This is a genomic window from Pseudothauera rhizosphaerae, from assembly GCF_004801305.1.
Lineage (GTDB): Bacteria > Pseudomonadota > Gammaproteobacteria > Burkholderiales > Rhodocyclaceae > Pseudothauera > Pseudothauera rhizosphaerae.
In genome coordinates this window covers 36,626-63,534 of the sequence record NZ_SSOD01000011.1, presented here as the reverse complement: position 1 = coordinate 63,534, position 26,909 = coordinate 36,626, and the positions used below count along the sequence as shown (strand labels likewise).

Sequence of the window (26,909 nt, the reverse complement as noted above, 5' to 3'; positions counted from 1 at the left end):
CCCTTTCGGTTAGCGGCGCAGGCTCTGCGACTGGTTGTAGCCGGTCGCGCTGCCGTCGGAGCTGTTCTGCGTGCTGTTGCTGCCGTGGATGTTGGTGTGGCAGTTGAGGCAGCCGCGCGCCACGGTCTGGAAGTTGCCGCTACCCGGACCTCGCGGCAGGGACGCAGCAGCACCGTGGTGGCTCAGGCCGTCGTGGCAGCTCTGGCACAGGAAGGGCGGACGGCTCTTGAGCAGGTTCGGGCTGGTCGTGCCGTGCGGGTTGTGGCAGATGCCGCAATCCTCGGTGACCGGCTGGTGGCTATGCACGAACGGCCCGCGCTTTTCCATGTGGCAGGTGTAGCAGGTGTCGTTGGTGCTGCTCTTGATGAGCGTCTTGGGGTTGTCGTTATGCACGTCGTGGCAGGAGGAGCAGGCCACCTTGCCTTCGAGTACCGGGTGGTGGGACGGCCGGTTCACCTGCACGCGCTGCTCCTTGTGGCAGGAGAAGCAGACTTCGGTCTGGTCGCGCTTGTCGCGTACCTTGTCGTGGTCGGTGTGCACCTTGTGGCAGGAGGTGCAGGCCACGTCGCGGTTGGCGTGGATGCTGGACTGCCAGTTCATGTGCTTGCCGCCCTGGTGGCAGGTGAGGCAGGTCTCGTTGCGCGCGTCGACCGGTGTGTCGGTGTTCTTGGCGAACCAGCGGTCCGGCTTGGGCGGGTTGCCGCTGCCCTTGTGATTCAGGTGCGATTCGCTCTCGCCGTGGCAGTCGGTACAGGAGGGCGTGCGGCCGTCGGCGATGACTCCGTGCTTGGTCTTGCCGATGGCGAGTATGGACGGCCTCAGGTCAAGCATGGTCGGCTTGGTATCGTCGGCCTCGTCGTGGCAGGAGGTGCACTTGGCGTCGCCCTTCAGAATGAGGTCGGGCGCATCCGGATCACTGGCTGCGAGCGCCGCGGCCGAAAAAAAAGCGCTGGCGCAGAACGCCAACGCAAGCATTTGTCTAGCGATATTCATTGTTTTCTCCTGGCTGAGTCAGGTGTACAGCGCAGTTCTCGGTGCAGGGCCGCGTCTGGAGCGCGGCTGTGTGTGCCGGTCCGGCGGGTTGCAGAAACCCTTGTCGCAGGGTGGTCTTGAAGATTCGTGCGGGCTGCGTCGGCACGGACGGCGTGCCCGGGGAGTGAGGGGCGGAGGCTTGCGGCCCGCCGCCCCGGGGGCTTCCGGCTTACTGGGCCAGCAGCCAGGCGACCAGGTTCTTGAGTTCGGCGTCGTCCTTGGTTTCGAGGATCTTGTGATCGTCCTCGGAACCGTCTTCAAGCTTGACCTTGGGACCGGTGGTCATGTGCTTGATGAGGATTGCCTCGGCATCGGGCTTGCCCCGGTTGTCCTCGGCGATCTTCTTCAGGGAGGGGCCCTTCTTGGTCTTGGCCGGGGCGTGGCACTTGGTACAGTCCTGCTTCTTGAAAAGCGCCTTTGCGGCGTCCGCATCGACGGCAGAGGCCGGACAGGAAATGGACAGCAGCGTGGCGGAAGAAATTGCCAGGACCAGGCGGGCAGGCGTGAGCTTCATGATGTTTCCCTCTTTGCAGACAATACCGGCGTTTTTCCCGGTAACCGGACCAAGGTTGAATTACCCTTGATCGCGTGAGGGACTTTATCGATGTGCCTGGAATCCCACCATCGGCAAAGGATTAAGCTGTTTATAGGAAGATTCCTATTACTGCTTTAATACTCTTCGGTCTTCGTGAGGTGATGGGCGATGGCGTAGTGGATCAGCGCGGCAGTATTGGAGACGTTCATCTTCTCGAAAATGTGCGTCTTGTGGGTGCTGATGGTCTTGACGCTCAGGGAAAGGCGCTCGCCGATTTCGGTCAGGCCCAGGCCGCTGACCAGCATGTCGAACACCTGGTATTCCCGGTCGGACAGGCGTGTGTGCGGCAGCGGCTCGGTGGCGGGCTGCCTGTCGCGCACCATCAGTTCGGCGACCTTGTCGCTCATGTACACGCCGCCTCCCGCGACGCGGCGCACGGCCCCGATCACGACCTCGCTGTCGCTTTCCTTGGTGAGATAGCCCGACGCGCCCGCGTGCAGCGCGCGCACGGCGTATTGTTCCTCGTGGTGCATGCTGAGGACGAGGATGCGCAGGTCCGGTCTTTCCTCCTTGAGCACCTTGATGAGATCGAGGCCGCTGCGCCCGGGCATGGAAATGTCGAGCAGGACCAGGTCCCAGTCGCACTCGCGCACCAGGGCCAGCACCTCGTTGCCGTTGGCGGCCTCGCCCTCGACGGAGATGTCGTCGGTGTCGGCCAGGAGCTGCTTGAGGCCGTCGCGGATGATGGCGTGGTCATCGGCCAGCAATACCGAGATTTTGTGCAAGGGGAGCCTCCATGTCGTTGTCGCCGTATTCGGGGATGATCGCCTCGACCAGGGTGCCGCCGCCCGGCGTGCTCGCGACGGACAGGCGGCCCCCAAGCATGGCGGCCCTTTCGCGCATGCCGACGAGGCCGATGCCGCCTTTGCGCGCGTGCGCCGGGTCGAAGCCGCAGCCGTCGTCCTGCACGGCAAGCCGCCACTTGCCCTCCGCGTGGGAGAGGCGCACGGACACCCGGCTGGCTCCGGCATGGCGGGCCGCGTTGGTCAGGGATTCCTGCAGGATGCGGAACAGGGCGCTGGCCACCGGGCTGCCCCGGGGCGCTTCGTGCGCGGGCAGGTCCAGCGTCGCGGCGAGGCCGGTGCGGCTGGAAAACTGGTCCACGTACCAGGAGGCCGCCGCCGCGAAGCCCAGGTCGTCCAGCACCAGGGGGCGCAGCTCGGCGGAAATGCGGCGCACGGTGGCGATGACCTGGTCGATCTGCATCTTGACCGCATCCGCCTTACAGGCCAGTTCGCCTTCGCGGCTGCTCAGGCGCTTGCCCAGCCAGGACACTTCCATGCGGATGCCGGTGAGGAGCTGGCCCAGTTCGTCGTGCATCTCGCGGGAGATGCGGGCACGCTCTTCCTCGCGGACGTTCTCCAGATCCACGGCGAGCTTGTAGCGGAGGCGCTCGTCGCTTTCCTTCAGCGCCCTCTCCAGGGCGTCCCGGCGCATGAGGGCGCGCACCATCAGCCATGTGCTCAGGACGATGAACAGCACGCCGAAGCCGACGCCGACGACCATGGGCTCGGCCAGCCCCCGCCAGGTGGACAGCGCCGCGTCCTCGTCGATGGCGACGGCCACGCTCAAGGGGAAGTCGGCCACGTTGCGATACGCGACGAAGCGCCGCCCGGTGGCGGTGTCTTCCTCCGCTTCCACCACCATGTCGGCCGGTGTGCCGTGCAGCCGGGCAAGCACCGGGACGGCCACGGCCTGTCTGCCGATGGCGTCTTCGGAACTGGGCTGCTCGGCGAGCAGATGGCCATCGTCCCTCAGCAACTGGATGTAGCCGGCGAATTCGACGGCGATGCGCTGGTAGAAGGATTCGAAGTGGTCGATGCTCATGGCCGTGGCGAGCACGCCGCGGAAATGGCCTTCCGTATCGGTCAGGCGCATGGCCGCGTAATACGTCCATTGCCCGTCCACCCGCGCCCGCTCGGGCGGGCCGATGAAGACGCCGTCGTCGCTGTGCTCGACGAAGTGGCGGAAAAAGCCGCGCTCGTTCACGTCCAGGTGCAGGGGGAAATCGGGCCTGGAAGAATTGAGCACCCTGCCGTCGTGGCTGACCACGAACATGGACTTGACCTGCGGCAGCCCCTGGGTGCGGGCCTGCAGGAGCAGTTGCACCCGGTAATCGTCCAGGCGCAGGTGCTGGCCGAAACTGTCGGAGAGCCGGTCGCGGGTGTTGCGCATGTTGAGAGCGACGACGCCGAAGGTACGCGTGGTCTGTTCGACCAGGATGCGGCTCAGGCTGGCGATGTGGTCCCTGGCGCGCTGCCGTTCCTGCTGGGCGAGGTCGGCCATCAGCGCCGCGGCGCCGGCTATCAGCGCAAGAACGAGCACCGCGGCCAGCATGATGACGGCGCCGGCGGTGCTCCTGCACGTGAAGCGGGGTTTCGCCCCTGTCGATTCGGTCATGGCGTGGATTATCGGGGAAGGTATTGCGTTCGGCCAGTCGGGCAAAGGCGGCGACGCCACAGACTGCCTGCGGCAGTGCAGCACGTATGGCGGTGGTCGTAGTAAGATGAATCCTCTCGCGTCGAAGGCCCTGATGCCCATGCCCGGAACCCTGTTCATCGTCACCGCGCCTTCGGGAGCCGGCAAGACCACGCTGGTGCGCGGCCTGCTGGAGCGCGATCCCAAGGTCCAGTTGTCGATCTCCTACACCACGCGCGATCCGCGTCCGGGCGAGCAGGACGGGTGCGAGTACCACTTCGTGGACGTGGACACCTTCCGCAACCTGCGCGATCGCGGCGAATTCCTCGAATGGGCCGAGGTGCACGGCAACTACTACGCCACTTCGCGGGTCTGGTTGAAGGAGCAGATCGCCGCCGGGCGCGACACCCTGCTGGAGATCGACTGGCAGGGCGCGCAGCAGGTGCGCAAGGCCTTTCCGCAGGCGGTCGGCGTGTTCATCCTGCCGCCTTCGCTGGACGAACTGGAAGCCCGCCTGCGCGGCCGCGGCACCGACAGCGACGCGGTGATCTCGCGCCGCCTGCTCGGCGCGCGCGGCGAGATGCGCCATGTGGGGGAGTTCGACTACGTTATAATTAACAACGAGTTGCAGGAGGCCGTAAACGACCTGGTGGCGGTCGTGCACGCTGCGCGGCTGCGCTATGCCAACCAGCATGCACGGTATCTGCAATATTTCGACTTTCTCGAACAGGACTGACCCATATGGCACGGATCACCGTTGAAGACTGCCTGAAAAGGATCCCCAACCGCTTCCAGCTCACCCTGGCGGCGACCTATCGCGCCCGCCAACTGACCGTCGGCGGCACCCCGCAGATCGAGATCGACAAGAACGACAGGGACAAGCCGACCGTGATCGCGCTGCGCGAGATCGCTGCGGGCAAGGTGGGCCTGGAAGTCCTCAACCGCGGACAGGCCTGACCCCCTGCGGGGGGAGGGAATTCCTGCCATGGAAGCCGCCGCCGCTCCTGCCCCGGAACCCCTCCGCCCGCCCGGCTCCAGTGTGCTGTCGCTCGATTTCGAGCGGCTCAAGGCCAAGCTGGCCACCTACCTCAAGTCCGAGGACCTGGGCCGCATCGAGGCGGCCTACCACTTCTCCGCCAACGCCCACGAGGGGCAGTTCCGCATCAGCGGCGACCCCTACATCTCGCACCCGGTGGCGGTGGCCTCCATCGTCGCGGACTGGAATCTCGACGCCCAGGCGCTGATGGCCGCGCTCCTCCACGACGTGATGGAGGACACCCACATCTCCAAGGCGGAGATCACCGAGCGCTTCGGCAAGACCACCGCGGAACTGGTAGACGGCCTGTCCAAGCTGGACAAGATCGAGTTCCGCTCCCACGAGGAAGCGCAGGCGGAGAACTTCCGCAAGATGCTGCTGGCCATGGCAAGCGACCTGCGGGTGATCCTGGTCAAGCTCGCCGACCGCCTGCACAACATGCGCACGCTCAGCTACGTGCGCCCGGCCAAGCGCCGCCGCATCGCCAACGAGACGCTGGAGATCTACGCCCCCATCGCCAACCGGCTGGGGCTCAACAACCTGTACCGCGAGCTGCAGGAACTCTCCTTCGAGCACAAGTTCCCGCTGCGCTACCGCGTGCTCGCGCGCGCCATCAAGGCCGCGCGCGGCAACCGCCGCGAGGTGGTGGGCAAGGTGCTGGCCGCCATCGAGGAGCGCCTGCCCCAGTGGGGCATCTCGGCCGACGTGCAGGGGCGCGAGAAGCACCTGTTCTCCATCTACCGCAAGATGGTCGAAAAGCACCTGTCCTTCTCGCAGGTGCTGGACATCTACGGCTTCCGCGTCATCGTGCGCGACGTGCCGGGCTGTTACCTGGCGCTGGGCGCGCTGCACGCCATGTACAAGCCGGTGCCGGGCAAGTTCAAGGACTACATCGCCATCCCCAAGGCCAACGGCTACCAGTCCCTGCACACCACGCTGATCGGCCCCTTCGGCACGCCGGTGGAAGTGCAGATCCGCACCCGAGAGATGCACCACATCGCCGAGGCCGGCGTGGCTTCCCACTGGCTGTACAAGGAAGACGAGAAGACCCTCACCGAACTGCAGCAGAAGACGCATTCCTGGCTGCAGTCCCTGCTCGAACTGCAATCCACCTCGGGCGAGGCCACCGAGTTCCTCGAACACGTCAAGATCGACCTCTTCCCCGGCGAGGTGTACGTGTTCTCGCCCAAGGGCACCATCTTCTCCCTGCCCAAGGGCTCCACGCCGGTGGATTTCGCCTACGCGGTGCATACGGACATCGGCAACCGCTGCGTGGCCTGCCGCATCAACGGCGACCTGATGCCGCTCCGCACCGAACTGCGCAACGGCGACCAGGTGGAGATCATCTCCGCCGCCCACGCCAGCCCCAATCCCGCCTGGCTGTCCTACGTGCGCACCGGCAAGGCGCGCGCGCAGATCCGCCACTTCATGAAGAACGCCCAGCAGGAGGAATCAGTGGCCCTGGGCGAACGCCTGCTCAACCAGGCCCTGCGCCCCCACGGCCTCACCCTGGGGCAGATTTCCACCTTCGCCTGGGACCGCTTCCTGCGCGACCGCGGCGTGCGCAGCAAGAAGGAAGTGTTCTCCGACATCGGCCTGGGCAAGCGCCTGCCGGTCATCGTCGCGCGCCGCCTGGCCCAGGCCCAGGACATGGAGTCCGGCCGCCCGGACGTGATCAAGCCCAAGCCCGCCGGCGCGATACTCATCCGCGGCAGCGAGGGCATCGCGGTGCAACTGGCGCGCTGTTGCCAGCCGATTCCGGGCGACCCCATCATCGGCACCATCCGCAAGGGCCAGGGACTGGAGGTGCATCTGCACGACTGCCCCACCGTGGCCAAGCTGCGCGGCGACCGCGGGCGCTGGGTGGACGTGGAGTGGGAGACCGGCGAGGAGGGGCGTTTGTTCGACGTCACCATCCGCGTGCTCACCAAGAACGCCCGCGGCGTGCTGGCGCGGGTAGCGGGCGCCATCGCCGAGGCCGACTGCAACATCCAGAACCTCACCATGGACAACGAGCAGGGCGCCTACACCGCGCTCAACCTGACCCTGCAGGTGCGCGACCGCATGCATCTGGCCCAGGTCATGCGGGCGGTGCGCCGCGTGCCGGAAGTGGTGCGCATCGGCCGGCTGCGCGGCGACGGACGGGCGAGCTGAGTTAGAATCCCGCCCGGACCGCAGGACACTCAGGGAGAAACCGCATGGCCATCTACGAATCCGAGCACACCAAGTTCATGCGCGAATGGCTCGCGCAGCATCCGCAGGAAGTCGAAGAGCAGAAGAAGGGCCGTGCCCTGTGGTGGGACAAACCGCAGGATCTGGACACCAGCACGCGCCGGGCGCAGGCCCAGGTGCCGGTGAAGTCCTATTACTACGACATCAATCACTGATACGCCGACGGTGCGCGTTTCGCGCACCGTCCGTTGCCTTCGCCCGCGCGCTCGCCCGTAAGTCCGCATGTCCCTGCCCGAGCGCCTCGCCATCGTCGACGTCGAGACCACCGGCGCCAACCCGGTGCATGACCGCGTCACCGAGATCGCCATCCTGCGCATCGAGCGCGGCGAGGTGGTGGCGCGCTGGGAGAGCCTGGTCAATCCGGGCAGGTCCATCCCGCGCATGATCCAGGACCTGATCGGCATCACCGACGAGATGGTGGCCGGCGCGCCCGCCTTCGGCGAACTGGCCGGCACCGTCCGCAGCCTGCTCGCCGGCTGCGTGTTCGTCGCCCACAACGCCCGCTTCGACTACGGCTTCATCCGCAACGAGTTCGCCCGCATCGAGCAGGACTTCGAGTCCTCGGTGCTATGCACGGTCAAGCTGTCCCGCGCGCTCTATCCCGAACACCACCGCCACGGCCTGGATGCGCTGATCGCACGCCACGGCCTGCAATGCGACGCCCGCCACCGTGCCATGGGCGACACCGAGGCCCTGTGGCAGTTCGCCCGCCTGGTGGGCGCGAGCTTCCCCGCCGACGCGCTGGCCGCCGCGGCCGCCAAGGCGATGAAGGCGCCCCCGCGTCCGCCCGGCCTGCCGGTGGGCGTGATCGAAGGACTGCCGGATACGCCCGGCGTCTACCTGTTCCACGGCGAGGGCGAGCGGCTGCTTTACGTGGGGCGTGGCGCCTCCCTGCGGGCGCGGGTCATGGATCATTTCGCCGCTGCCGGCAGCGGCAAGGGCGCCGCGCTGATGCGCGAGGTGCGCCGAGTGGAGTGGATCGAAACCGCCGGAGAACTGGGTGCGCAACTGCTGGAAACGCGTCTGGTGCGGGAACTGCGTCCGCTGCGCAACCGCCAGGGGCAGGACGGCGAGTCCTTCGCCCTGCGCCTGATCGCCGGCCGGCGCCGGCCGCCCATCCTGCAGCGCGTGGCGCTGGCCGGCACCGACCCGGCCGGCTGGGAAGACCTCTACGGCGTGTTCCACGACCGCAAGGAAGCCGACAGCCTGCTGCGCGAATTCGCCCCGCTGTATCGCCTGTGCCCGCGCCGCCTTGGGCTGGAATCCGGCAGCGGCGCCTGCCAGGCCTATCTGGCCAAGCGCTGCGCCGGCGTCTGCGCGGGGCGCGAGACGCCCACCGAACACGATGCCCGACTGGCCGGGGCGCTCGCCGCGGTGCGGATCAAGCCCTGGCCGTGGCGCGGCCCGGTGGTGGTGGCCGAGCACTGCGCCCATTCCGGGCGCAGCGCCTGCCATGTGCTGGATCGCTGGTGTTTGCTCGGCAGCGCGGAGACCCCGGCCGAACTCGACGAACTGATGGCGCAACGGCCGGCGCCGGCCTTCGATGCGGACATCTACCGCATCCTCGTGCGCTGGTTCGCCGATCCGACCCGCGCCGCGGCGGCACAGCCGGTGGGTTAGTCCGGAGAAGGTTGGGCCTCAGCCCGCCGCACAGGTGCGCAGCATGCCCACGTCGGTCAGTGTCAGGCCGCGCCGGCCGCGGGGGCGGATCATGCCGTCGCGGGTCAGGCGGTTGAGCGCGCGGGACAGGGTTTCCGGGGTCAGGTTGAGCTGGGCGGCGATGGTCTGCTTGTCGGTATCCAGGCGGATCTCGCAGTGGTCGGCCTCGCGCGGCGCGAGCTGCGCCAGGTAGTGCGCCACCCGTTGCGTGCTGTTGCGCTGCACGCACAACTGCAGGTTCTCGATCAGACCGTGCATGCGCTCGGCCAGCGCGCCGAGCAGGGCCGCGTCGAGCGCGGCACTGGCTTCCATGGCCCGGCGCAGTGCGGCCGTGCCGATCAGCAGCAGCACGCTGTCACGGGTGGCCTGACAGCCTACCAGTTGCGGATGGCCGGTCAGGGCGGATTCCTCGCCGAAGGTCTGGCCCGCACCGCACAGCTCGATGATCTTTTCCGCCCCGTTGGGGGAGAGCAGGAAACGCTTTACCTCGCCGGACAGCACGAGGTACAGCCCCTCGGCAGGGCGGCCGCCGTGGCTGATCATCTCGTGGCGCGCAAAGCGGCAGATGCGCGTGCCGGCCGCGAGGCGTTCGATCTCGTCGTGCGGCAGACAGTCGAACGGGGCGACCCCCGCAAGGGATTCGACGATGGGTACGATGTGTGCGCTCGCCATGACGTGTCTCCTTCCCCTTCTCATATCGGCTACAGTCGGAACGGAGTCTAGAGGGATTGCGATCCGGCCTGAATCGGCCGAATGTCCGAGCGTTTTTATCGGGATACCTCCATGGAGGTATCGAGAAATGTGGGTAACTCACTGATTATCATAGGTACGATTTTCAGCTCCGGCCATCGGACAAGGTGGGCGGAGCATGTGGGGATACCCCCAAATTCACCCGCTGCCGGCAGGGTCGTCGGCGGCATCACGTGTCCGCAGCCGTCCTGCGCCGGGGCCGCCGCGAACACCCGCCGGGGAGAACATCGATGAACCGGATCCGCGACGCCCTGGCCAAGCGCTCCATCCTGCTGCTGGTCGGCCTGGCCATGCTGGCGGTCACGCTGATCAGCGTGGCCGGCATGAGCGCCTCCGTGGTGGTGGCCGAGACGGTGCAGGGCAGCGGCAGCGCGATCAACGTGGCCGGCAGCCTGCGCCGCCTGACCCACCGCATCGCCAGCCTGGTGGTGGCCGATGCGCTGCAGGACCGCCGCGCCCAGCCGCGCGTGGCGGCGGCCATCGAACATTTCGAGGTCAACCTCGCCCATCCTGCGCTGATGCACGTGCTGGAGCGCGCGCCCAACGGCATGTTCGCCGCCACCTACCGCGGCGTGGATGCGGCCTGGCGGCTGCGCCTGAAGCCGCTCTTCGTGGAGGCCGACGGCGAGGGGCCGCCGCCGCGCACGGTGGAGTACTACGAACACCTGCTGGTGGAGGTGGACGCTTTCGTGGACCAGCTCAACACCCTGGTGGCGGTGCTGGAGCACGACACCGAGGCCAGCATCCGCCAGTTGCGCACCACGCTCGCGGCGGCCATCGCGCTCGCCGTGCTGGTGGTGGCCGCCGCGCTGTTCCTGGTCAATCGCGCCCTGCACCGTCCGCTGGCGGATCTGCTCGCCAGTTCGGCGCGCTTCGCCCACGGCGACTTCGGCGCGCGTGTGCGCCACACCGGGCGCAACGAACTGGGGCGCGTGGGGGCGGCGTTCAACCAGATGGCCGAGGAGCTCTCCAAGCTCTACCGCGACCTGGAACGCCGCGTGCAGGACAAGACCGCCGAACTGCAGCGCACCAACCGCTCGCTGGAGCTGCTCTACCACGCCATCGCGCGCCTCTATCACGCCCCGGACGCGCCGGAAACCTACGAGGCCACCCTGCGCGACATCGAGCAGATCCTCGAACTGGAAGGCAGCTTCGCCTGCCTGCAGCCCAAGCACGAAGGGCCCGCGGTGGTGTTGGCGAGTTCGCTGGGCCCCTGTCCGGAGCGCGAACGCGAGCCCGGCGGCTGCGCCCTGTGCCGCGGCGCGGTGGCGCCGTGGGCCTACCACAGCGAAGGGGGCTACGACCTGCTGATGGTGCCGCTGCGCGACGCCGAGCGCACCTACGGCATGCTGCGCCTGGCGCTGCCGACGGGCCGCCGCCTGCAGGACTGGCAGCGCCAGTTGCTGGAAGCCCTGTCACGCCACATCGGCATGGCCCTCGGCATGGCGCGGCGCACCGAGCAGGAACGCCTGCTCGCGCTGCAGGAGGAACGCTCCATCATCGCCCGCGAACTGCACGATTCCCTCGCCCAGTCCCTGTCCTACATGAAGATCCAGGTCAGCCTGCTGCAGCGGGCGCTGGCCGATCCGGCGCGTGCCGCCGAGGCCGAACCCATCCTGGCCGACCTGCGCGAGGGCATCAACTCGGCCTACCGGCAACTGCGCGAGCTGCTGGCTTCGTTCCGGCTCAAGATGGAAGGCGACTTCCGCACCCTGCTCGACCGCACCGTGGCCGAGTACGCCGCGCGCGGCGGCGTCCCCATCGGGTTCGAGGCCCGCCTGGCCGGCTGCCATCTGACGCCCAACCAGGAGATCCACGTGCTGCACATCATCCGCGAGGCGCTTTCCAACATGCTGCGCCATGCCCATGCGAACCACGCCTGGGTGCGCATCGCCTGCCCCGACGGGCGCGAGCTGCACGTCGCCGTGGAGGACGACGGCATCGGCCTGCAGCCGCCGACCGCCGACGGCCACCACCACTACGGCATGACCATCATGCGCGAACGCGCCCACGGCCTGCACGGCGACATCGCCATCGGCCCGCGCCCGGGCGGTGGCACGCGCGTCGCACTGCGTTTCCCCGCCGCTCCGCCGGAGCCCGCCATCCTCGCCGGCAGCACGTCCGGCCAATCTGCATGGCATTCCGCATGAACGATACCGTCCAGCGCGTCCTCATCGTCGACGACCACCCCCTGTTCCGCAAGGGCCTCGCCCAGTTGCTGCAGACCATTCCGGCCTTCCACCTGATCGGCGAGGCCGCCAGCGGCACGGAGGGGCTGCGGCTCGCCTGCGAACTGCAGCCCGACCTGCTGCTGCTCGATCTCAACATGAAGGACGTCTCCGGCCTGCAGGTGCTGCGCGGCGTGCGCGACGCCCAGCTCGACACCCGTGTGGTGATGATCACCGTCTCCGACCACGGCGACGACCTCGTCGCCGCCCTGCGCGGCGGTGCCGACGGCTACCTGCTGAAGGACATGGAGCCGGAGGAAATGCTCGAATGCGTGCAGAATGCGGCCGCCGGGCGGGTGGTGGTGACCGACAAACTCACCCACCTGCTCGCCGCCGCGCTGCGCACCGAGCGTCGCCCGGAGAGCGTGGGCGAGGCCGGCCTCACCGAGCAGGAGCAGCGCATCCTGGAGCTGATCGCCGGCGGCCTGTCCAACAAGCTGATCGGCCGCGAACTGGACATCGCCGAAGGCACGGTGAAGGTCCACGTGAAGCACATCCTGCGCAAGCTGGGCCTGCGCTCGCGGGTCGAGGCCGCCGTGTGGGCGGTGGAGCATCTGCGCGGCTGAGGGCCGGGCGCTTTCGTCAGGGCGTCTGGCCGTGCGCCCGCAGCTCGGCCCTGAAACCGATGTTGAAGGCAACCCGCAATTCCCGCATGGGCGGCGGGAACGGGGCCGCCTTGATGACCGCGTCGACGGCGCTCTGATCCAGCGCGGGATGGCCGCTGCTGCCCAGGACGTCCACCCGGTTCCCTACGATTTCTCCCTGAAGGCCGATCCGGAAACCGACCTTGGTGGCCCCCTTCTGCAGCGCCCGCCGTACTTCCGCGGGATAGGCGAGTTGCCCCTGAACCTTCCGGTGGACCCAGGTCAGATAGCGCCGCAGCGCTTCCTCCTCGGTTCTCGGCGCGTCGATGTGTTGCTGCTGGCGCTCCATGGCCAAGCCTTCCACCGAAGCATCCTGTGGCCTCGCACCGGCATCGCCGGCGGGGGGCGCTGGCGGCGGGGTCTGCTCCGCGGGGGGCTCCTCTATGGGCTTTTCCGCCACTACCAGCGGTTTGTCGCTTTCCACCCGCTTGGGCTGCTTCTTGCGCGCTTCCTGCTTCGGGCGTGGCTGCGGGGCGGGTTTGGGTTCGCCCGCTTCCTGCGGGGCCTGGGTTTCCTGCGCGCCCTGTTGCTGTGCCTGTGCCTGGCGCTCCGCCAGCACGCCGAGAAAGTCCAGATTGAGCGGCTGGCGCCGTTCCGGCGGCTTCTTTTCCTCCCAGCCGTGCATCCACGGCAGGGTCAGCGCCCCATGCACGCCCAGCGACACCAGCAGCCACGGCCACAGCCGGGGAGTAAACGTGTGCTTCACCACGTCCCCATCTATCCCGCCGCCACCGTCTCGACCGCGATACGGGCGAAGCCTTTCTGCTTGAGCAGATCCACCACGTCGATGAAGCGCTGCAAGGCCAGCGCCTTGTCCGCGCGCAGCAGGAAGGCGGTGTCCTTCTCCAGGCCCGCCACCCGGCCTTCCAGGCCCTCCAGGCTGAGCGCTTCGCCGTCGCGGAACAACTGGCCCTGCGCATCGATCTCGATGACCCAGGATTCCTGGAGCTCGGCCTGCTGCCGGCTCGCCTCGGGCAAATTGACGGCGATGCGGCCGGTGGCGATGAAACTCGACGTCGTCAACACGATGGTCAGCAGGACCAGCATGATGTCGATGAAGGGGATCATGTTCAGGCTTTCAAAGCCCTTGTCGTCCATGCCCGATCTCCCAGGTCAGCGTCAGCACCTTGGCCTTGCGCAGCAGGCTGTTGTAGAGGACCACCGCCACCAGCGCCACGCCCAGCCCGGCGGCCGTCGCCTTCAGCGCCAGCGCCAGGCCCATCATGATCTCGCCGGCGTCGATCGCCGCGTTCTGGCCCATCCGGTAGAAGGTCAGCATGATCCCGAACACCGTGCCGAGCAGGCCCAGGTAGGGCGCATTGCTGGCCACCGAGGCGATGACGAACAGGCGCCGGCTCAAGGCAAGTTCCAGTTCCGGCTTGCTGCCGATGGCGGCGAGATCGAGGCGCCGGTAGAAGAAAAAGCGCTCCAGCGCGATGGCCAGTGCCAGCACGTTCAACAGCGCCAGCAAACCGATGACGCCATAGTCGATCGCACCCGCCAGCCAATCCATGTTCCCCATGACGTTTACCCTTCTAGAAGCCGACGCCGGCCATCGCCAGGATGCGGGTGCGGCTTTGCCGGTCCACCCTGTTCAGCGCATGTGCCGCCTGCACGCGCATGAACACCGGCCCGTACAACAACTGGTAGCTCAGGCCGGCATCCGAACGGCGCACGCCATTGCCCGCCCCCGGGTTCCAGCCCGTGTCGCTGTCGAACACCCGCCCCGTGCCGGCGAACACGCCGGCCTGATGCTGCACCCCGAGCACGTCCGGCAAGCGGTAGCGCAGCGACAGGTCGGCCCGCCAGCCGTTGTCCGCCGAAATCCCCTCGCGATAGGCCCGCAAACCATTCGCCCCGGCCAGGTTCATCTTTTCGCTGCCGTCCAGGTTCTTGTCGTTCAGCGCATACTGCCCCTCGAACAGGCCGTCCAGGCTCCAGCGCTCGGCCAGCGCCAGGCTGCCGCCCAGGTTCAGATTGACTTTGCCATAGCTGCCCTGGGTATCCGCCCCGGCCCTGTCCAGCGCCTTTTCCTCCGCCTCGTCGAAGCGTATCCGGCCCTGGCTCAGGCCGACCCGCGCACTGCCGTAGGCCGCCTTGCCGAGCAGATTGCCCCAGTGCTGATAGCGCAGGTCCAGGGTCGCCACCCGGGCCCGCTTTTCGTTCAGCTTGATACCGGAGAAATCGTCGTGCATCCGCTTTTCGGTCCAGCCCAGTTCGACCCGCAGATCCTGCTGCCGGGTCCGCAGCACCGGATACGACAGCTTCGCCTCGACCTGCTCCGACACCCCGTTGTAATCGAGTATCTTGAACTGATCGCCCAGTTCGTAGGTCGTCCGCCCCACCGCCACCTCGCCACGCAGGCCGGAATGGCCGAGCGGCAGGCTGTACGCCGCCCGCCCGTACAGCAAACCCTCGCCGTCGCTGCGCATGCCATCCACGCTCAGCCGGTCGCCGATGCCCAGCGGTGAATTGACTCTGCCGCTCAGGCTCAGGCGCGTCTTGCCGGTATAGTGCGAGCCGTAGTTGTCGAGCAACGCATAAGCGTTCCATCTCGGCCCGGTCCCGACCTGGATGTCCAGGTCGCTCTGCCCCTGCGCCTGCCCCGGCGACAGAGAAATCTGCGGCATCTGCGCTCCGGGCAGGTCATACACCAGCAGCATCGCCCGTTCCAGGCCGTCCTGTTCGATCGGCGCCCCGCCCTGCAAGGCCCCGAACAGGCCACGAATCATTCCGTCGCCGACCAGGCTGCCGTTCTGCAAACGGATCTCGCCATACTGTCCGAGCAGCACCCGGATGCGCAGCCGTCCGTCGCGCGCATCCTGGCGCGGCACGTAAGCCCTGGCCACCAGGTAACCGCGCGCGCGGTACAGCGCCGTCAGCTTCGCGGCCGCCTCTTCGATCCGCGCCATGCTCAACGCCTTGCCCTTGTATGGTTCAAGCACCGCCTGCAGTTCCGCTTCGGCCAGCGGCGCGATCTCTTCGAGCACGAATTCGTTCACCTGCAGCGTTTCGCCCTCCGGCAGCGACAACGGCACCTCCTCCTGCTGGTGGAGGCGCGGCAGCGGTGCCTGTTCGGGCGGCGACATCGGCCGCGGCCGCTCCGTTTCGCGCTGCGCGTCGCCGATGCCGAACGGCACCGCCGGCGCCTGCGCCCAGGCACTGGCCGACAGACCGCCGGCGCAGGCCAGCAGCAGGGCACGGTTAAAGCTCTTCCGGGAAAAAGCCGGACATTTACCTGTCTTCATCTTGATTGCTCTCTGGAAATACGAAAAAGGGAGGCGAGGCGCCGCCACGGCGGACGGCGCGAGGTGCCCGTATGGATGGTCGTCAACCGTCAGCGGGCACGCCGTCGGCGCTCTTCCCCTTCCTCTTCCTCGTTCCGATCGCTCGTTTCGCCACCCTTCAGATCGAAAGCCCTTCCATCGACTTCGATGCTCTCGATATCCGCACTGAAGTGGCGGTCCAGAACCGTGATGCTGGCTCCGACCGGCGGCGGGGCGGCATTGCCCCCGGCTGCCGTGAAAGGTCCGGGCTGTGGGATGATGCTTCTGGAACCAGCTTCCTGCTGGATGACTCCGCCAATGGATTGCGCCGCTTGATATTGCAGTTCCCGGACGGGATCGGGCGTTGAATCCGTTGGCGGAGCGGGCGATGTGTCGATGACGGTCCCCGAACCGGAGGAATTGACGATGGTTCCTCCGGAATTCGAGCCGACCAGATACTCATTGTTGGCGTAGCTGTAGTATCTGCTGACCGTGCCACTCGCCCAGGAGTCGCGGACTTCGCCGGAGTTGTCGCCGATCAAGGCCGCAACATCTCCTTGAATGCCTTCGACATTCCCGGTAGCAGACGAACTCGTCACGACACCTCCGTCGTTCTCCCCGATCAAGCCTCCGACCTGGGTACCGCCGAACATGCCGCCATATTTATCGGTGCCGTTGGTTATCACGTCACCCGACGCCGACGAGTTGGACACGCTTCCATCGACGTTGTAACCGATCAGGCCGCCGACCCGGCAGTTCGTGAAGTAGCCCGTGTCGACCCAGTATGCATACACATTGCCGCTGGCAACGGCATGATCGATCGAGGAGCTGAAGCTGCTCCCGATGAGGCCGCCGGCCCACTGGCCGGCGGTGACATCGCCAAAGGCTTTCACGTAGTCCAGCACGGAACCGCTCACGTCACCGACCAGACCACCGACACTGCGGGCGATGGTGCCGTAATTCCCTTCCAGGTCTGGAGATGTCAGCGGGCCGCCGGATACGTTGCCGCTTGCCCAGGAATAGGTAAGCGTGGAATCGGACTGCATGCGACCGATCAGGCCGCCGGTCTGATTCTGGCCAGTCACATCGCCGGTGGCATACGAATGGCTGATGTCCGAAACGGAAACCCAGCCGAACAAACCGCCAATGTTGTTTGACGGCTGGGTTCCCCGGATATCGTAATCGGGCGGATTCAGCACGACGACATCCACATCCGCCCTGGCTCTGCTGACCTGCGCGTGAAGCAGGGAACCCGCCATGCCGCCGACCATCTCGTGGCCGACGGTGGTCTGCGGCCCGGTCACAGTACCGCTGACCCATACGTTATCCAGAACGATCTCGTTGACGTCGACAACCACATTATTTTCGTTGAGCGTCGCCCCCAAGCCCGCACCAAGCAGCACCCCCATGTAGCTGCCGCCGCGGATATCGGCTTCTTCCACCCCGAGGTCGCGGATGACGGTCCCTGGTCCGGCCTGCCCGATCAAGCCGACATGATCATCGTTGCCCGCATCGATGGTCAGCCCCCTGATGACGTTGCCGAGGCCGGCCAGTGTGCCCGAGAAAGTGGTGATGGGCGCGGCAGCGTAGATCGTGCCGGCAGCATCGATTTCCTGCGCCAGCGCATAGTGGCCCGCGCTGTTGTCCTGGATGGCCAGAACGTCGGCCATATCCTGCAACAGGACATAATCGTCGCCATTGATGTTCAAGGTGGCGTTCCCGCCACTCAGGGTGATCCCGGCATTTTCATGCCCCGTGGGATTCTGGTCGTAATCCAGCCGGGCCGAATCGATGTAGTAGTCGGTGCTGTTCAGCGCCACTCCGGCATTGGCGCCGTGGGCGGCAATGCGCCCCTCGATGGTGATGGTGTCCCGCGCGGACAACGCCAGTTTGCTGTCGCTGTCCCAGGCAATGTCATCGGCAACGATCAGATCGCCTTCCAGCGAATTCAGGGTCAGGTTGCGGCTGGCAAGCTGATTCTCCACATAGTCGGCGCCGTAGGTGCCCCCGTTCCCCACCGTGATGCCGGGCAGGGTGATAGAGCGGGTGCCCGCCGTGATCGTGGCGGTATCGTTGATCCCGCCCCCCGCGGTCTCCAGCAGCCCGTCGCCCAGGTTTACCGTGCCGGAAAGCCTCGTGATACCGGCAAGACCGGAAAAGGAATGACCGGATTGCCCGTTGGACGACTCGTCCAGGACAAGCGTCATGCCGTTGGCGGATGCCAGCAGCGCATCGATGTCGCCGCCGTTCCTGGCCGTCAGCGTGCCGCCGCTTTCCACTCCGTTGCCGCTGGCCAGCGCCAGGAAACCACCATCCATGATGATGATGTCTCCTTCATTGATGACCGAGCCACTGCCACCGGAGGCGGAAAAGACGTAGTTCCCGTTCTGGAAATCGTCGTCACTGATCGTGTGCGTACTGGCGAGCAGGGCGGCCACATCCACCGAGGCGCCGGCGGAGAACAAGACGCCATTCGGGTTGATGATGAATACTCGCCCATTCGATGCCAGAGCGCCGGCAATGATGGTTTCGGTATTCCCCAGCACCCGGTTCAGGACGATGGAGTAGGTATTCGGCTGGTCGAACCTGACCGTCTCCCCCTCATTGATGGCGAAGTTCTGCCAGTTGATGATGGACTTGTCCTGGGTGGTGGTAATCACCGTCGGCGTATCGTCATCGTCGAAGCTCACGCCGCGGCTGGCGGAACTGACGGTTCGGGAGAAATCGCCAATGGTGAAACTGGCGACACCGCCGACCAGGGTGTAGTTGGAATTGTCGAGGGACAGGCCGCCGGTATCCAGCCCATTGCTGCCTGGATTGCTGGAGAGGAGGAGCGCGGTGCCGAGCAGGTTGACCGTGTCGCCGTGGACCGTATTGCCCAGGGAGAGCGTACTGGCATCGACCGTCGTGAGGCTTGCGTCCGTGCTGCTGCCGAACACGTTGACCGGGCGCTGCGCAATGTCGGCGCTGCCGGTCAGCGTGGTCGTCCCCAGCGTGTAGTTGGCCGCGTCGCTTCCCGTCAGGCTCAAACCGTAGATCGTCACCGCCTTGCCCGATCCGGCATTGGCATCGGCAAAGGCGGCGGAAGTGTAGCTGAACCCCAGCGTGCCATTGGCAATGTCCTGCAATGCCGCCGTGTCGCTGGAGCCGAGATTGACGGTGGCGGTGGCGTCGCCGTCATAGACCTTGCCTCCGATACTGGCGATCAGATCCGCCTCCGTCAGTGCCCTGGTGGCGATCGCCGCGGTGGCGGTCAGGGCGGACGTGTCGGCGAGGACATAATTGCTGGCCTTGCCGCCATTTTCGCCGTCGGTGATCGAGATGTCGGCAATGGTGACGCTTCGGCTCGCACCGGCATCCTTGCTGTCGAAACTTGCCGTGTAGCTGACGGTCAATGTCTGGTCGCCGATGAGCGTGAATGCCCCCGTCCTGTCGGTCGTGAATCCACCGAACGGCACTCCATCCTTGAGCGTCGCCGCCGTCGTTCCGTCATACGTCTTGTCGGCGATGACCCCCATGCCCATGCCGAACTGCCCGAAATAAAGCAGTGCCGGACTGACGACGAAGGCCCCGTAGAGGCCGTAAATACCGGCTCCGGACGCAACCACGTCGGCAGCGGCATAGGTTCCTGCGTCCAGATAGCCGAAAGAAAGAAATTCGGGGCGGATGCTCAAGACACTGGCCGCGGTGTCGCCGGCCTGCAGCCCCACGGCGCGCAGCGGGCTGGTCGTGTTGTAGAGATCACCAGTGGAGGTGAAAGGATCGTTGCCGTACCTGAGCGTGACCACGTCGTTGCCGACGAAGACCGAGGCAAGATTCGACAGCATCGGGAAGCCGCTTTGGGCGCTGTTCCAGATGCCCGGGTCGAAACCGCCGTAACTGGCCAGAGTATCGGGGCTGGTCAGGGCGCTGGCGGACGTCGTGCCCGCCGTGCCCGTGATGGTACCCGTGTTGCTCTCGACGCTCCAATATGCGTTGTTCAATTCACCGCCGGTATTGTCACAGACGAATCCGCACCGGTCCGCGCTTTGCGTCATGGCCCCCCATCGGACATAGGCATTGCTGATGGTGCCCGAATTGATGTATGCGAAACCCGCGCTGTTTCCCCGGTTCCCGTTCAAGGTGTTGTAGGAATAAGCATTGGTAATGGCGCCGGTGTTCTCATATACGAAACCGGCCACGGTCAGATAGCGCGCGGTATCCGGGCTCGTGGCCGTCTTGTAGGCGTAGGCTTCGGAAATCTCCCCGGCATTCCGCCCGACAAAGCCCCCCCATTTCAGACCGCTGGTATACCAGGAGTCCTTGTATGTGCTCGCAGTACCGGAATAAAGAAAGCTGTTGGTATACGAGCGCGCGATCGTGCCCTTGTTGACCCCGGCAAATCCTCCCAGCCAGGTGGCGTTCTTGCTGTTGGCGTTGCCGACATTTCCGACGTAGCCGCCACGCACGGAACTATCCACGATGCGTCCGGTTGTTTCGTTGGTGCCGACGAGACCGCCGGCAATGACGACCGCCCCGACGTTGCCGCCCAGGTGATAGCTCCGGGCGATCAGGCCGTGGTTGATGCCGACCATGCCGCCGATGCTGCTGGCGCCATCCACGGCTGCCACGGTATTGCTGATGTCGCCTTCGGAGATGACGTTTACGATGCTGCCGTGGTTGATGTTGGCCACACGCCCGACAGCCGCGGAACTGCCGTTCGAGATCGAGGAGCCGTTGAGCACGCCGAGGTTGGTCAGGACGGCTTCACTGCCCAGGACGCCGAACAACCCGCCTGCCTGGCCGCTGGTGCTGGCGTTGTTCGCGTACAGCAGCGTATGGCCGAAACCATTCAGATTTCCATTGAAGGCCGCGATGCGCTGATGAGTGTAGGTGTCGCCGAGATCCGCACCGAGCACGTAATTGCCGCCTTCCGTCACGGCGGCCATGTCACCCGCGTCGCCAATCACCGTATGGATGACGCCATTGAGCGTCACCGTGCCGCTGCCGGAAAAGTCCACCCTGCCGGCGAAGGAGGCAAAACCGCTTTGGGCCATGTAAAGCCCATACGGAACCTCATCGGCATCCTTGCCGGTGCCGTTTGTCAGGGCGGAGGTGGGATCGCCGGAGGCATCGACGACGCGGCCGTAGTTGGCGGAGAAGCTGGCTGTTCCCGTCGCGCTGAGCACGTTATTGATCAGGACGTTCTCGCTGGCGGTCAGCGTCAGCGTGCCGGACGACCAACTGATCGCATCGTTGACGTTCACATCCCCGTTCGAGGCCGTGGCGATGAACTCGCCATTGTTGGCCAGCGCGGCCTCGACGGTCGCGCCGCTGGCATTGCCGCCCTCGCCGATGGTGAATGTCTCCGGATCGATCAGCCAGGTGCCGCTTTTCCCATCCGCAGCCCTGGTCGTCACCACGCTGCCGTCGGCGATGTTGACCTCCTTGCCCGAGGTCTCGATGAAGCCGCCGTCGCCGCCGTCCGGTGCGCTGGCGTCGAGCGTGCCGTCGATGTTGGCCACGCCCCCATGGGCATAGGCGACGATCTCGCCCTTCAGCTCGCCCAGCGTGCGCGCCTGCACGACACCCGTGTTGTTCACCTGCGCGCTGAGCAGCTCGTCCGCCGCCCTGGCGGTGAGGAACACCCGCCCGCCATCGGCCAGGATCGCCTGCCGGTTCGCCACCAGCGCATCCAGCGCCCCCTGCTCCAGCGTCACGCCCACCAGTGAATTGCCGGCGAAATTCAGCGTCACCTTCTCGGCGCCGTTCAGGCTCACCGTCCCCAGCGTTGCCGTGATCACCCCCTCGTTGATCGCCTCCTTGCCCAGCAGCGCGATGTAGCCGCCCTGCGCCGCCGTCAGCACCCCCTGGTTGAGGACCGTGCCGCCGCTGCCCGAGAAGGTGTAGCGCCCGGCCATGAAATCCTCGTCGCCGATGTCCAGCGTCCCCGCCACCAGCCCACCGACATCGACCTGCGCACCCTGGCCGAACAGCACCCCGTTGGCGTTGATCAGGAAGACCTGGCCGTTGGCATTCACCGTCCCGTCGATCACGCTGCGCTCGTTGCCGACCACGCGGTTGAGCGTCACCGCCGAGACATCGGGCTGGCGGAAATTGACCGTCTCGTCCTGGCCGACCGAGAAGCCCTGCCAGTTGATCACCGCCTTCTGGCTGCTCTGGATGATCTCGGTGAGCTTGCCGGCCTGGGAGATCGAAGCCGAACCATGGGTGAGCACCCCGCCGGAAGGGCCGGCCAGCGCCAGCGCCGGAGCCAGCAGCGCGGGGGCGAGCAGCGCCCGCCCGCTGCGGGACTTGCCGCGGGCGCGGGCGAATTCGGCCACCGCCACGAAGGCACCGAGCACATCGCTCCAGACGAGGCGGTAGGCATGGTTCAAGGAAGCAGGTTTCATCGCGTTGTTCCTCATGATAAATAGCGGTGCCGATGCCCGATGGCGTTCAGGGAACGACGTGTGGACTGGCGGCGGCGTTGCGGAATGAGGCTTGTTCAGTGCGCCAATGGGCGCGCATGGGCCGAATTTAGGGAGCATGGCAAGCGCGTGCCATGATTGCGATCATGTGTCGCTATATTTATTTGGATATAGCGATGCGGGAGCCCGCCCGCGCAGGCCCCGCGCCGGGTTCAGCGGCCGATGAGGTGCAGGGCGGAGGTGGTCCGTTCGATCTCGCCCGCTTTCGTCATCTGGGTGAGTGTCCGGTAGAGCGCCTCGGGGGTGAGGCTCAGTTCCGCAGCCAGTTCCTTGAGCGCGCCCGGGCGTTCGAGGCTGTAGCCGTCCGGGCCGGTTTCCAGCATCAGGAAGTGGCGTATGCGCTCGCCAGCGTTGTTCATGTTGGCGCGCTCCAGCCGGGTGCGCGCGAGCATGAGCTGGTGCCCGAGCATCCTGGCGTACGCCAGGGTGAACACGGGGTTGTCCCGGAACTCGGCCAGGAGTTTCTGCTTGGGATAGAAATTGACCGAAACATTGGTCACAGCCACGGCCGAGCAATGGTAAACGTCCGAGAAGATCGACGCTTCCGCGAAGGGGGCGCCGGGCTGGGCGACGAAAAGCACCGCTTCCTTGCCGCGTTCGGTGATGCGTTCCAGGCGAACCCGCCCCTTCACTACGGTGTAGACGCCGGCGGACGGCGTGTCGGCGGAGAAGAGCGTGGCGCCCGCCGCAAGCTTGCGCACGCTGGCGCTTGCGCCGCAAACGGATGCTAGGAGTCGGTCGGCGTTCATCGTGGCTCCATTCCTTGGCACTGCACCCGCCGCAGAAGCGTTTTCGTACGGGAGAGCCCAGGGAGCGCGCGTTCAATCGGGCAGGTTCTTATCTATATATTTCAATATACAAATACAGCAGATTCCGTGCCATCGCCAAAAAGTCAGTCCGTCTGCGTTCTTATTCAACTTGTTGATGAGTAACGTAATGATTCAGGATTGAATCGCTGCCGGACGGGTTGTGCTGCACCGGTGCCGTCGCTTGTTTATAAGTCGACATATATATAACGATGTCGGTAATGCGACGACGTCCGGTCCGTTCCGGCTTGCCGGCCGGGATGAGAGCGATTCTCAGCTTGACGGCTGTCAATGACCTTGCTGCCAGCGGGGTCTGAAATGGCCTCCGTGAGCAAGACGGAGAGCCCATCTTGGACGCCGTATCCCTGACCCGCCGAGGTTTCCTGCGCGGCCGCCCGAGCCGGGTGGAGCCCGCCCAGCGCCCGCCCTGGGCGCTGGGTGAGGCGGCGTTCCTGGAGCGCTGCACGCGTTGCGACGCCTGTCTGGACGCTTGTCCGGGTTCGATCCTGACGCGCGGCGACGGTGGTTTTCCGAAAGTGGATTTCGAGCGCGGCGAGTGCGTGTTCTGCGGCGACTGCGTCACGCAGTGCAAGAGCGGCGCGCTGTTTCGCCAGGAAGCGGCGGCGCCGTGGGCGCTGCGCGCTGCCGTGGGTAGCGCCTGCCTCGCCTTGCATGGGGTGGAGTGCCGGGTGTGCGGAGAGATCTGCGAGCTTTCGGCGATCCGTTTCCGCCCGCGCATCGGCGGGGTGGCCCTGCCCGAACTGGATGCCGTGTCGTGTACCGGTTGCGGCGCCTGTGTGGCGCCCTGTCCGGCGCACGCCCTGACCATGGAGAAGATGGAATGAACATCGCAAGTCTGGTGGTCCGCGCCAAGCCCGAGCACTTCACGCAGTTGGAAGCGCTGTACCGCGGCATTCCCGGCGTGGAGGTGCACGGCCGCTGCGAAGAGAGCGGCCACCTGATCGTCACCGTGGAAGACGGCGAGGGCTACGCAACGACGGATTCGATTCTGGCGGTGAGTACGGCCGGGCACGCGCTCAGCGTGAGCCTCGCCTACGAATACACCGACGAAGGTCTTGGATTACAGGAGGCATGACGAACATGGATCGACGCTCATTCATCAAGTCCAACGCGGTCGCGGCCGCGGCGGCATCCACGGGCATCGCCGGCATCCCGGTGGTGGCCCAGGCGCAGACCAACGCGGCAGCGACCAAGGTGCGCTGGGACAAGGGCGTATGCCGCTTCTGCGGCGTAGGCTGTGCGGTGCTGGTCGGTGTGCAGAACGGCCGCGTGGTGGCCACCCAGGGCGACCCGGATTCCCCGGTCAACCGCGGCCTTAACTGCATCAAGGGCTACTTCCTGTCCAAGATCATGTACGGCAACGACCGGCTCACCAAGCCCCTGCTGCGCATGAAGAACGGCAAGTACGACAAGAACGGCGAGTTCACGCCGATCTCCTGGAAGCAGGCCTTCGACATCATGGCGGAGAAGTGGAAGGCCGCCCTCAAGGAGCACGGGCCGCGGTCGGTCGGCATGTTCGGCTCCGGGCAGTGGACCATCTGGGAAGGCTATGCCGCGGCCAAGCTGTACAAGGCGGGCTTTCTCAGCAACAACATCGACCCCAACGCGCGCCACTGCATGGCCAGCGCGGTGGTCGGCTTCATGCGCAGCTTCGGCATCGACGAGCCTATGGGCTGTTACGACGACATCGAGAACGCCGACGCCTTCGTGCTGTGGGGCAGCAACATGGCGGAGATGCACCCCATCCTGTGGAGCCGCATCACCGACCGCCGCCTGACCCACGAAAGCTGCGAAGTACACGTGCTGTCGACCTTCGAGCACCGTTCCTACGAGCTGGCCGACAACCCGATGATCTTCGTGCCGCAGACCGACCTGGCGATCCTCAACTACATCTGCCACCACATCATCAGCACGGGCAAGGTGCACAAGGACTTCGTCGCCAGGAACGTCAAGTTCAAGCTGGGCGAGGCCGACATCGGCTACGGCCTGCGCCCCAACCATCCGCTGGAGGCCAAGGCCGCCAGCAACGGCTATCCGGGCGCGGACGGCAAGCCCAAGGGCGACACGGGCGCGGCCAAGGACATCGGCTTCGAGGAGTTCGCCAAGTTCGTCTCCGACTACACGCTGGAAAAGGTCGCCAAGCTCTCCGGCGTGCCGGCCGACCGCCTGCAGCGCATGGCCGAGCTGTACGCCGACCCGAAGCGCAAGGTCACCTCCTTCTGGACCATGGGCTTCAACCAGCACACCCGCGGCACCTGGGTGAACAACATGATCTACAACGTCCACCTGCTGGTGGGCAAGATCAGCGAGCCGGGCAACAGCCCCTTCTCCCTCACCGGCCAGCCCTCGGCCTGCGGCACCGCGCGCGAGGTGGGCACCTTCGCCCACCGCCTGCCGGCGGACATGGTGGTCATGAACCCCATGCACCGCGCCATCGCCGAGAAGAACTGGAAGCTGCCGGAAGGCACGATTCCCGGCTGGGTGGGCCTGCACGCCGTGGCCCAGAGCCGCGCGCTCAAGGACGGCAAGCTCAAGTGCTACTGGACCAGCACCACCAACAACATGCAGGCCGGGCCCAACGTCAATGACGAGATCTACCCGGGCTGGCGCAATCCGGAAGCCTTCGTGGTGGTCTCCGACGTCTATCCCACCGTGTCCGCCCTGTCGGCCGACCTGATCCTGCCCTCGGCCATGTGGATGGAGAAGGAAGGCGCCTTCGGCAACGCCGAGCGCCGCACCCAGTTCTGGCGCCAGCAGGTGTCCGCCCCCGGCGAGTCGAAATCCGACCTGTGGCAGTACGTGGAATTCTCCAAGCGCTTCAAGGTGGAGGACGTGTGGCCGGCCGAACTGCTCGCCAAGAATCCGGCCTACAAGGGCAAGACGCTGTTCGACGTGCTCTACAAGAACGGCCAGGTGGACAAGTTCCCCCTCACCGAACTGGAAAAGGCCAACGGCCACGCCATTCCCGGCTACACGAACGACGAGTCCAAGGATTTCGGCTTCTACCTGCAGAAGGGCCTGTTCGAGGAATACGCGGCGTTCGGCCGCGGCCACGCCCACGACCTGGCGGACTTCGACGTCTATCACAAGGCGCGCGGCCTGCGCTGGCCGGTGGTGGAGGGCAAGGAAACCCTGTGGCGCTTCCGCGAAGGCTACGACCCCTACGTCAAGGCCGGCGAGGACGTGAAGTTCTACGGCCACAAGGACGGCAAGGCGGTGATCTTCGCGCTGCCCTACCAGGACCCGCCCGAGATGCCGGACAAGGAATACGACCTGTGGCTGTGCACCGGCCGCGTGCTGGAGCACTGGCACACGGGCTCCATGACCCGCCGTGTGCCGGAACTGCACCGCTCGGTGCCCGAGGCTCAGATCTTCATGCACCCGGACGACGCCACCCAGCGCGGGCTGCAGCGCGGCATGGCGGTCAAGGTCGCCTCCCGGCGCGGCGAGATCGTGGCCCGCCTGGAAACCCGCGGGCGCAACAAGCCGCCGCGCGGATTGATCTTCGTGCCCTTCTTCGACGAAGGCCGGCTGATCAACAAGCTCACGCTGGACGCCACCTGCCCGCTCTCGAAGGAAACCGACTTCAAGAAGTGCGCGGTGAAGGTGCTGAAGGCCTGACTTGAGTGCGGTGGTCTGCTCCTCCCCCTTCAAGGGGGAGGTTAGGAGGGGGATGGGTTTCCATCGGGATTGGCAGGCGTCTGTGAGAGCCTCGCCCGAAACCCATCCCCACCCCGGCCCTCCCCTTGAAG

The 26,909-nt window shown here is 66.1% G+C and carries 21 protein-coding genes; 10 read left to right on the top strand and 11 right to left on the bottom strand.

Features of this window, described 5'->3' with window-relative positions; genetic code table 11:
- Window positions 1-9: 9 nt before the first annotated feature.
- The 4 genes from E6O51_RS14090 to E6O51_RS14075 form a co-directional block, all read right to left on the bottom strand.
- On the bottom strand, window positions 10-993 hold the full coding sequence (locus E6O51_RS14090) for a DmsE family decaheme c-type cytochrome (protein WP_136385636.1): 984 nt from the start codon (window positions 991-993) through the stop codon (window positions 10-12).
- A gap of 208 nt (window positions 994-1,201) precedes the next feature.
- Entirely contained in the window at window positions 1,202-1,546 is a 345-nt protein-coding gene (locus E6O51_RS14085; RefSeq protein ID WP_136385635.1) for a c-type cytochrome, read from the bottom strand.
- Between the two features lie 155 nt (window positions 1,547-1,701).
- Window positions 1,702-2,352 (bottom strand): response regulator, encoded by a 651-nt coding sequence (locus E6O51_RS14080; protein WP_136385634.1) that lies wholly within the window; start codon window positions 2,350-2,352, stop codon window positions 1,702-1,704.
- A complete protein-coding gene (locus E6O51_RS14075; RefSeq protein WP_168735281.1) occupies window positions 2,321-4,027 on the bottom strand; it encodes a cache domain-containing sensor histidine kinase in 1,707 nt (568 codons plus the stop codon). The genes E6O51_RS14080 and E6O51_RS14075 overlap by 32 nt, the downstream gene beginning before the upstream one ends.
- Window positions 4,028-4,166: 139 nt before the next feature.
- Here E6O51_RS14075 and gmk point away from each other — a divergent pair, with 139 nt between their 5' ends.
- The 5 genes from gmk (at window position 4,167) to E6O51_RS14050 (ending at window position 8,933) form a co-directional block, all read left to right on the top strand.
- Entirely contained in the window at window positions 4,167-4,781 is a 615-nt protein-coding gene (gmk, locus tag E6O51_RS14070; protein WP_136385707.1) for a guanylate kinase, read from the top strand.
- 5 nt (window positions 4,782-4,786) lie between these two features.
- Window positions 4,787-5,002 carry a DNA-directed RNA polymerase subunit omega gene (gene rpoZ, locus E6O51_RS14065; protein ID WP_136385632.1) on the top strand — a complete coding sequence of 72 codons (216 nt, stop codon included), beginning with the start codon at window positions 4,787-4,789 and terminating at the stop codon, window positions 5,000-5,002.
- A gap of 28 nt (window positions 5,003-5,030) precedes the next feature.
- Window positions 5,031-7,235 (top strand): RelA/SpoT family protein, encoded by a 2,205-nt coding sequence (locus E6O51_RS14060; RefSeq protein WP_136385631.1) that lies wholly within the window; start codon window positions 5,031-5,033, stop codon window positions 7,233-7,235.
- Between the two features lie 44 nt (window positions 7,236-7,279).
- Window positions 7,280-7,468, top strand: coding sequence for a DUF3460 family protein (locus tag E6O51_RS14055; protein ID WP_136385630.1), 189 nt, complete (start codon window positions 7,280-7,282; stop codon window positions 7,466-7,468).
- A gap of 67 nt (window positions 7,469-7,535) precedes the next feature.
- Window positions 7,536-8,933, top strand: coding sequence for a 3'-5' exonuclease family protein (locus tag E6O51_RS14050; protein ID WP_136385629.1), 1,398 nt, complete (start codon window positions 7,536-7,538; stop codon window positions 8,931-8,933).
- An 18-nt stretch (window positions 8,934-8,951) separates the two neighbouring features.
- Here E6O51_RS14050 and E6O51_RS14045 read toward each other — a convergent pair whose 3' ends face one another.
- Entirely contained in the window at window positions 8,952-9,644 is a 693-nt protein-coding gene (locus tag E6O51_RS14045) for a Crp/Fnr family transcriptional regulator (RefSeq protein ID WP_136385628.1), read from the bottom strand.
- Window positions 9,645-9,952: 308 nt separating this feature from the next.
- On the opposite strand from E6O51_RS14045, the gene E6O51_RS14040 reads away from it, so the two are divergent.
- Entirely contained in the window at window positions 9,953-11,872 is a 1,920-nt protein-coding gene (locus E6O51_RS14040) for an ATP-binding protein (protein WP_136385627.1), read from the top strand.
- A complete protein-coding gene (gene narL, locus E6O51_RS14035) occupies window positions 11,869-12,516 on the top strand; it encodes a two-component system response regulator NarL (RefSeq protein WP_136385626.1) in 648 nt (215 codons plus the stop codon). Before E6O51_RS14040 ends, narL begins: the two co-directional genes overlap by 4 nt.
- Before the next feature lie 16 nt (window positions 12,517-12,532).
- On the opposite strand, the gene E6O51_RS14030 is transcribed toward narL, so the two are convergent.
- From E6O51_RS14030 to E6O51_RS14005, 6 genes are all read right to left on the bottom strand, one after another.
- On the bottom strand, window positions 12,533-13,303 hold the full coding sequence (locus E6O51_RS14030; protein ID WP_136385625.1) for a cell envelope integrity protein TolA: 771 nt from the start codon (window positions 13,301-13,303) through the stop codon (window positions 12,533-12,535).
- Window positions 13,304-13,311: 8 nt separating this feature from the next.
- Entirely contained in the window at window positions 13,312-13,692 is a 381-nt protein-coding gene (locus E6O51_RS14025; RefSeq protein WP_136385624.1) for a biopolymer transporter ExbD, read from the bottom strand.
- Window positions 13,673-14,116, bottom strand: coding sequence for a TonB-system energizer ExbB (gene exbB / locus E6O51_RS14020; protein ID WP_230976798.1), 444 nt, complete (start codon window positions 14,114-14,116; stop codon window positions 13,673-13,675). The genes E6O51_RS14025 and exbB overlap by 20 nt, the downstream gene beginning before the upstream one ends.
- A 13-nt stretch (window positions 14,117-14,129) precedes the next feature.
- Window positions 14,130-15,842, bottom strand: coding sequence for a ShlB/FhaC/HecB family hemolysin secretion/activation protein (locus E6O51_RS14015; protein ID WP_136385623.1), 1,713 nt, complete (start codon window positions 15,840-15,842; stop codon window positions 14,130-14,132).
- A gap of 89 nt (window positions 15,843-15,931) precedes the next feature.
- Window positions 15,932-22,252 carry a two-partner secretion domain-containing protein gene (locus E6O51_RS14010; protein ID WP_168735280.1) on the bottom strand — a complete coding sequence of 2,107 codons (6,321 nt, stop codon included), beginning with the start codon at window positions 22,250-22,252 and terminating at the stop codon, window positions 15,932-15,934.
- Between the two features lie 230 nt (window positions 22,253-22,482).
- Entirely contained in the window at window positions 22,483-23,031 is a 549-nt protein-coding gene (locus E6O51_RS14005) for a Crp/Fnr family transcriptional regulator (RefSeq protein WP_168735279.1), read from the bottom strand.
- 455 nt (window positions 23,032-23,486) lie between these two features.
- Here E6O51_RS14005 and napF point away from each other — a divergent pair, with 455 nt between their 5' ends.
- Genes napF through napA form a run of 3 tightly spaced genes read left to right on the top strand, consistent with a single transcriptional unit; the run spans window position 23,487 to window position 26,778 of the window.
- Window positions 23,487-23,981 (top strand): ferredoxin-type protein NapF, encoded by a 495-nt coding sequence (gene napF, locus E6O51_RS14000; RefSeq protein ID WP_136385620.1) that lies wholly within the window; start codon window positions 23,487-23,489, stop codon window positions 23,979-23,981.
- Window positions 23,978-24,232, top strand: coding sequence for a chaperone NapD (locus tag E6O51_RS13995; protein WP_136385619.1), 255 nt, complete (start codon window positions 23,978-23,980; stop codon window positions 24,230-24,232). The genes napF and E6O51_RS13995 overlap by 4 nt, the downstream gene beginning before the upstream one ends.
- Before the next feature lie 5 nt (window positions 24,233-24,237).
- Window positions 24,238-26,778 carry a nitrate reductase catalytic subunit NapA gene (gene napA, locus E6O51_RS13990; RefSeq protein ID WP_211091410.1) on the top strand — a complete coding sequence of 847 codons (2,541 nt, stop codon included), beginning with the start codon at window positions 24,238-24,240 and terminating at the stop codon, window positions 26,776-26,778.
- Window positions 26,779-26,909 lie beyond the last annotated feature (131 nt).

What these genes read in the sequence shown, in the direction of transcription:
- E6O51_RS14090 (WP_136385636.1), bottom strand. Translation starts at nt 993, where the DNA reads ATGAATATCGCTAGACAAATGCTTGCGTTGGCGTTCTGCGCCAGCGCT.
- E6O51_RS14085 (WP_136385635.1), bottom strand. Translation starts at nt 1,546, where the DNA reads ATGAAGCTCACGCCTGCCCGCCTGGTCCTGGCAATTTCTTCCGCCACG.
- E6O51_RS14075 (WP_168735281.1), bottom strand. Translation starts at nt 4,027, where the DNA reads ATGACCGAATCGACAGGGGCGAAACCCCGCTTCACGTGCAGGAGCACC.
- gmk (WP_136385707.1), top strand. Translation starts at nt 4,167, where the DNA reads ATGCCCGGAACCCTGTTCATCGTCACCGCGCCTTCGGGAGCCGGCAAG.
- rpoZ (WP_136385632.1), top strand. Translation starts at nt 4,787, where the DNA reads ATGGCACGGATCACCGTTGAAGACTGCCTGAAAAGGATCCCCAACCGC.
- E6O51_RS14060 (WP_136385631.1), top strand. Translation starts at nt 5,031, where the DNA reads ATGGAAGCCGCCGCCGCTCCTGCCCCGGAACCCCTCCGCCCGCCCGGC.
- E6O51_RS14055 (WP_136385630.1), top strand. Translation starts at nt 7,280, where the DNA reads ATGGCCATCTACGAATCCGAGCACACCAAGTTCATGCGCGAATGGCTC.
- E6O51_RS14050 (WP_136385629.1), top strand. Translation starts at nt 7,536, where the DNA reads ATGTCCCTGCCCGAGCGCCTCGCCATCGTCGACGTCGAGACCACCGGC.
- E6O51_RS14045 (WP_136385628.1), bottom strand. Translation starts at nt 9,644, where the DNA reads ATGGCGAGCGCACACATCGTACCCATCGTCGAATCCCTTGCGGGGGTC.
- E6O51_RS14040 (WP_136385627.1), top strand. Translation starts at nt 9,953, where the DNA reads ATGAACCGGATCCGCGACGCCCTGGCCAAGCGCTCCATCCTGCTGCTG.
- narL (WP_136385626.1), top strand. Translation starts at nt 11,869, where the DNA reads ATGAACGATACCGTCCAGCGCGTCCTCATCGTCGACGACCACCCCCTG.
- E6O51_RS14025 (WP_136385624.1), bottom strand. Translation starts at nt 13,692, where the DNA reads ATGGACGACAAGGGCTTTGAAAGCCTGAACATGATCCCCTTCATCGAC.
- exbB (WP_230976798.1), bottom strand. Translation starts at nt 14,116, where the DNA reads ATGGGGAACATGGATTGGCTGGCGGGTGCGATCGACTATGGCGTCATC.
- E6O51_RS14015 (WP_136385623.1), bottom strand. Translation starts at nt 15,842, where the DNA reads ATGAAGACAGGTAAATGTCCGGCTTTTTCCCGGAAGAGCTTTAACCGT.
- E6O51_RS14010 (WP_168735280.1), bottom strand. Translation starts at nt 22,252, where the DNA reads ATGAAACCTGCTTCCTTGAACCATGCCTACCGCCTCGTCTGGAGCGAT.
- E6O51_RS13995 (WP_136385619.1), top strand. Translation starts at nt 23,978, where the DNA reads ATGAACATCGCAAGTCTGGTGGTCCGCGCCAAGCCCGAGCACTTCACG.
- napA (WP_211091410.1), top strand. Translation starts at nt 24,238, where the DNA reads ATGGATCGACGCTCATTCATCAAGTCCAACGCGGTCGCGGCCGCGGCG.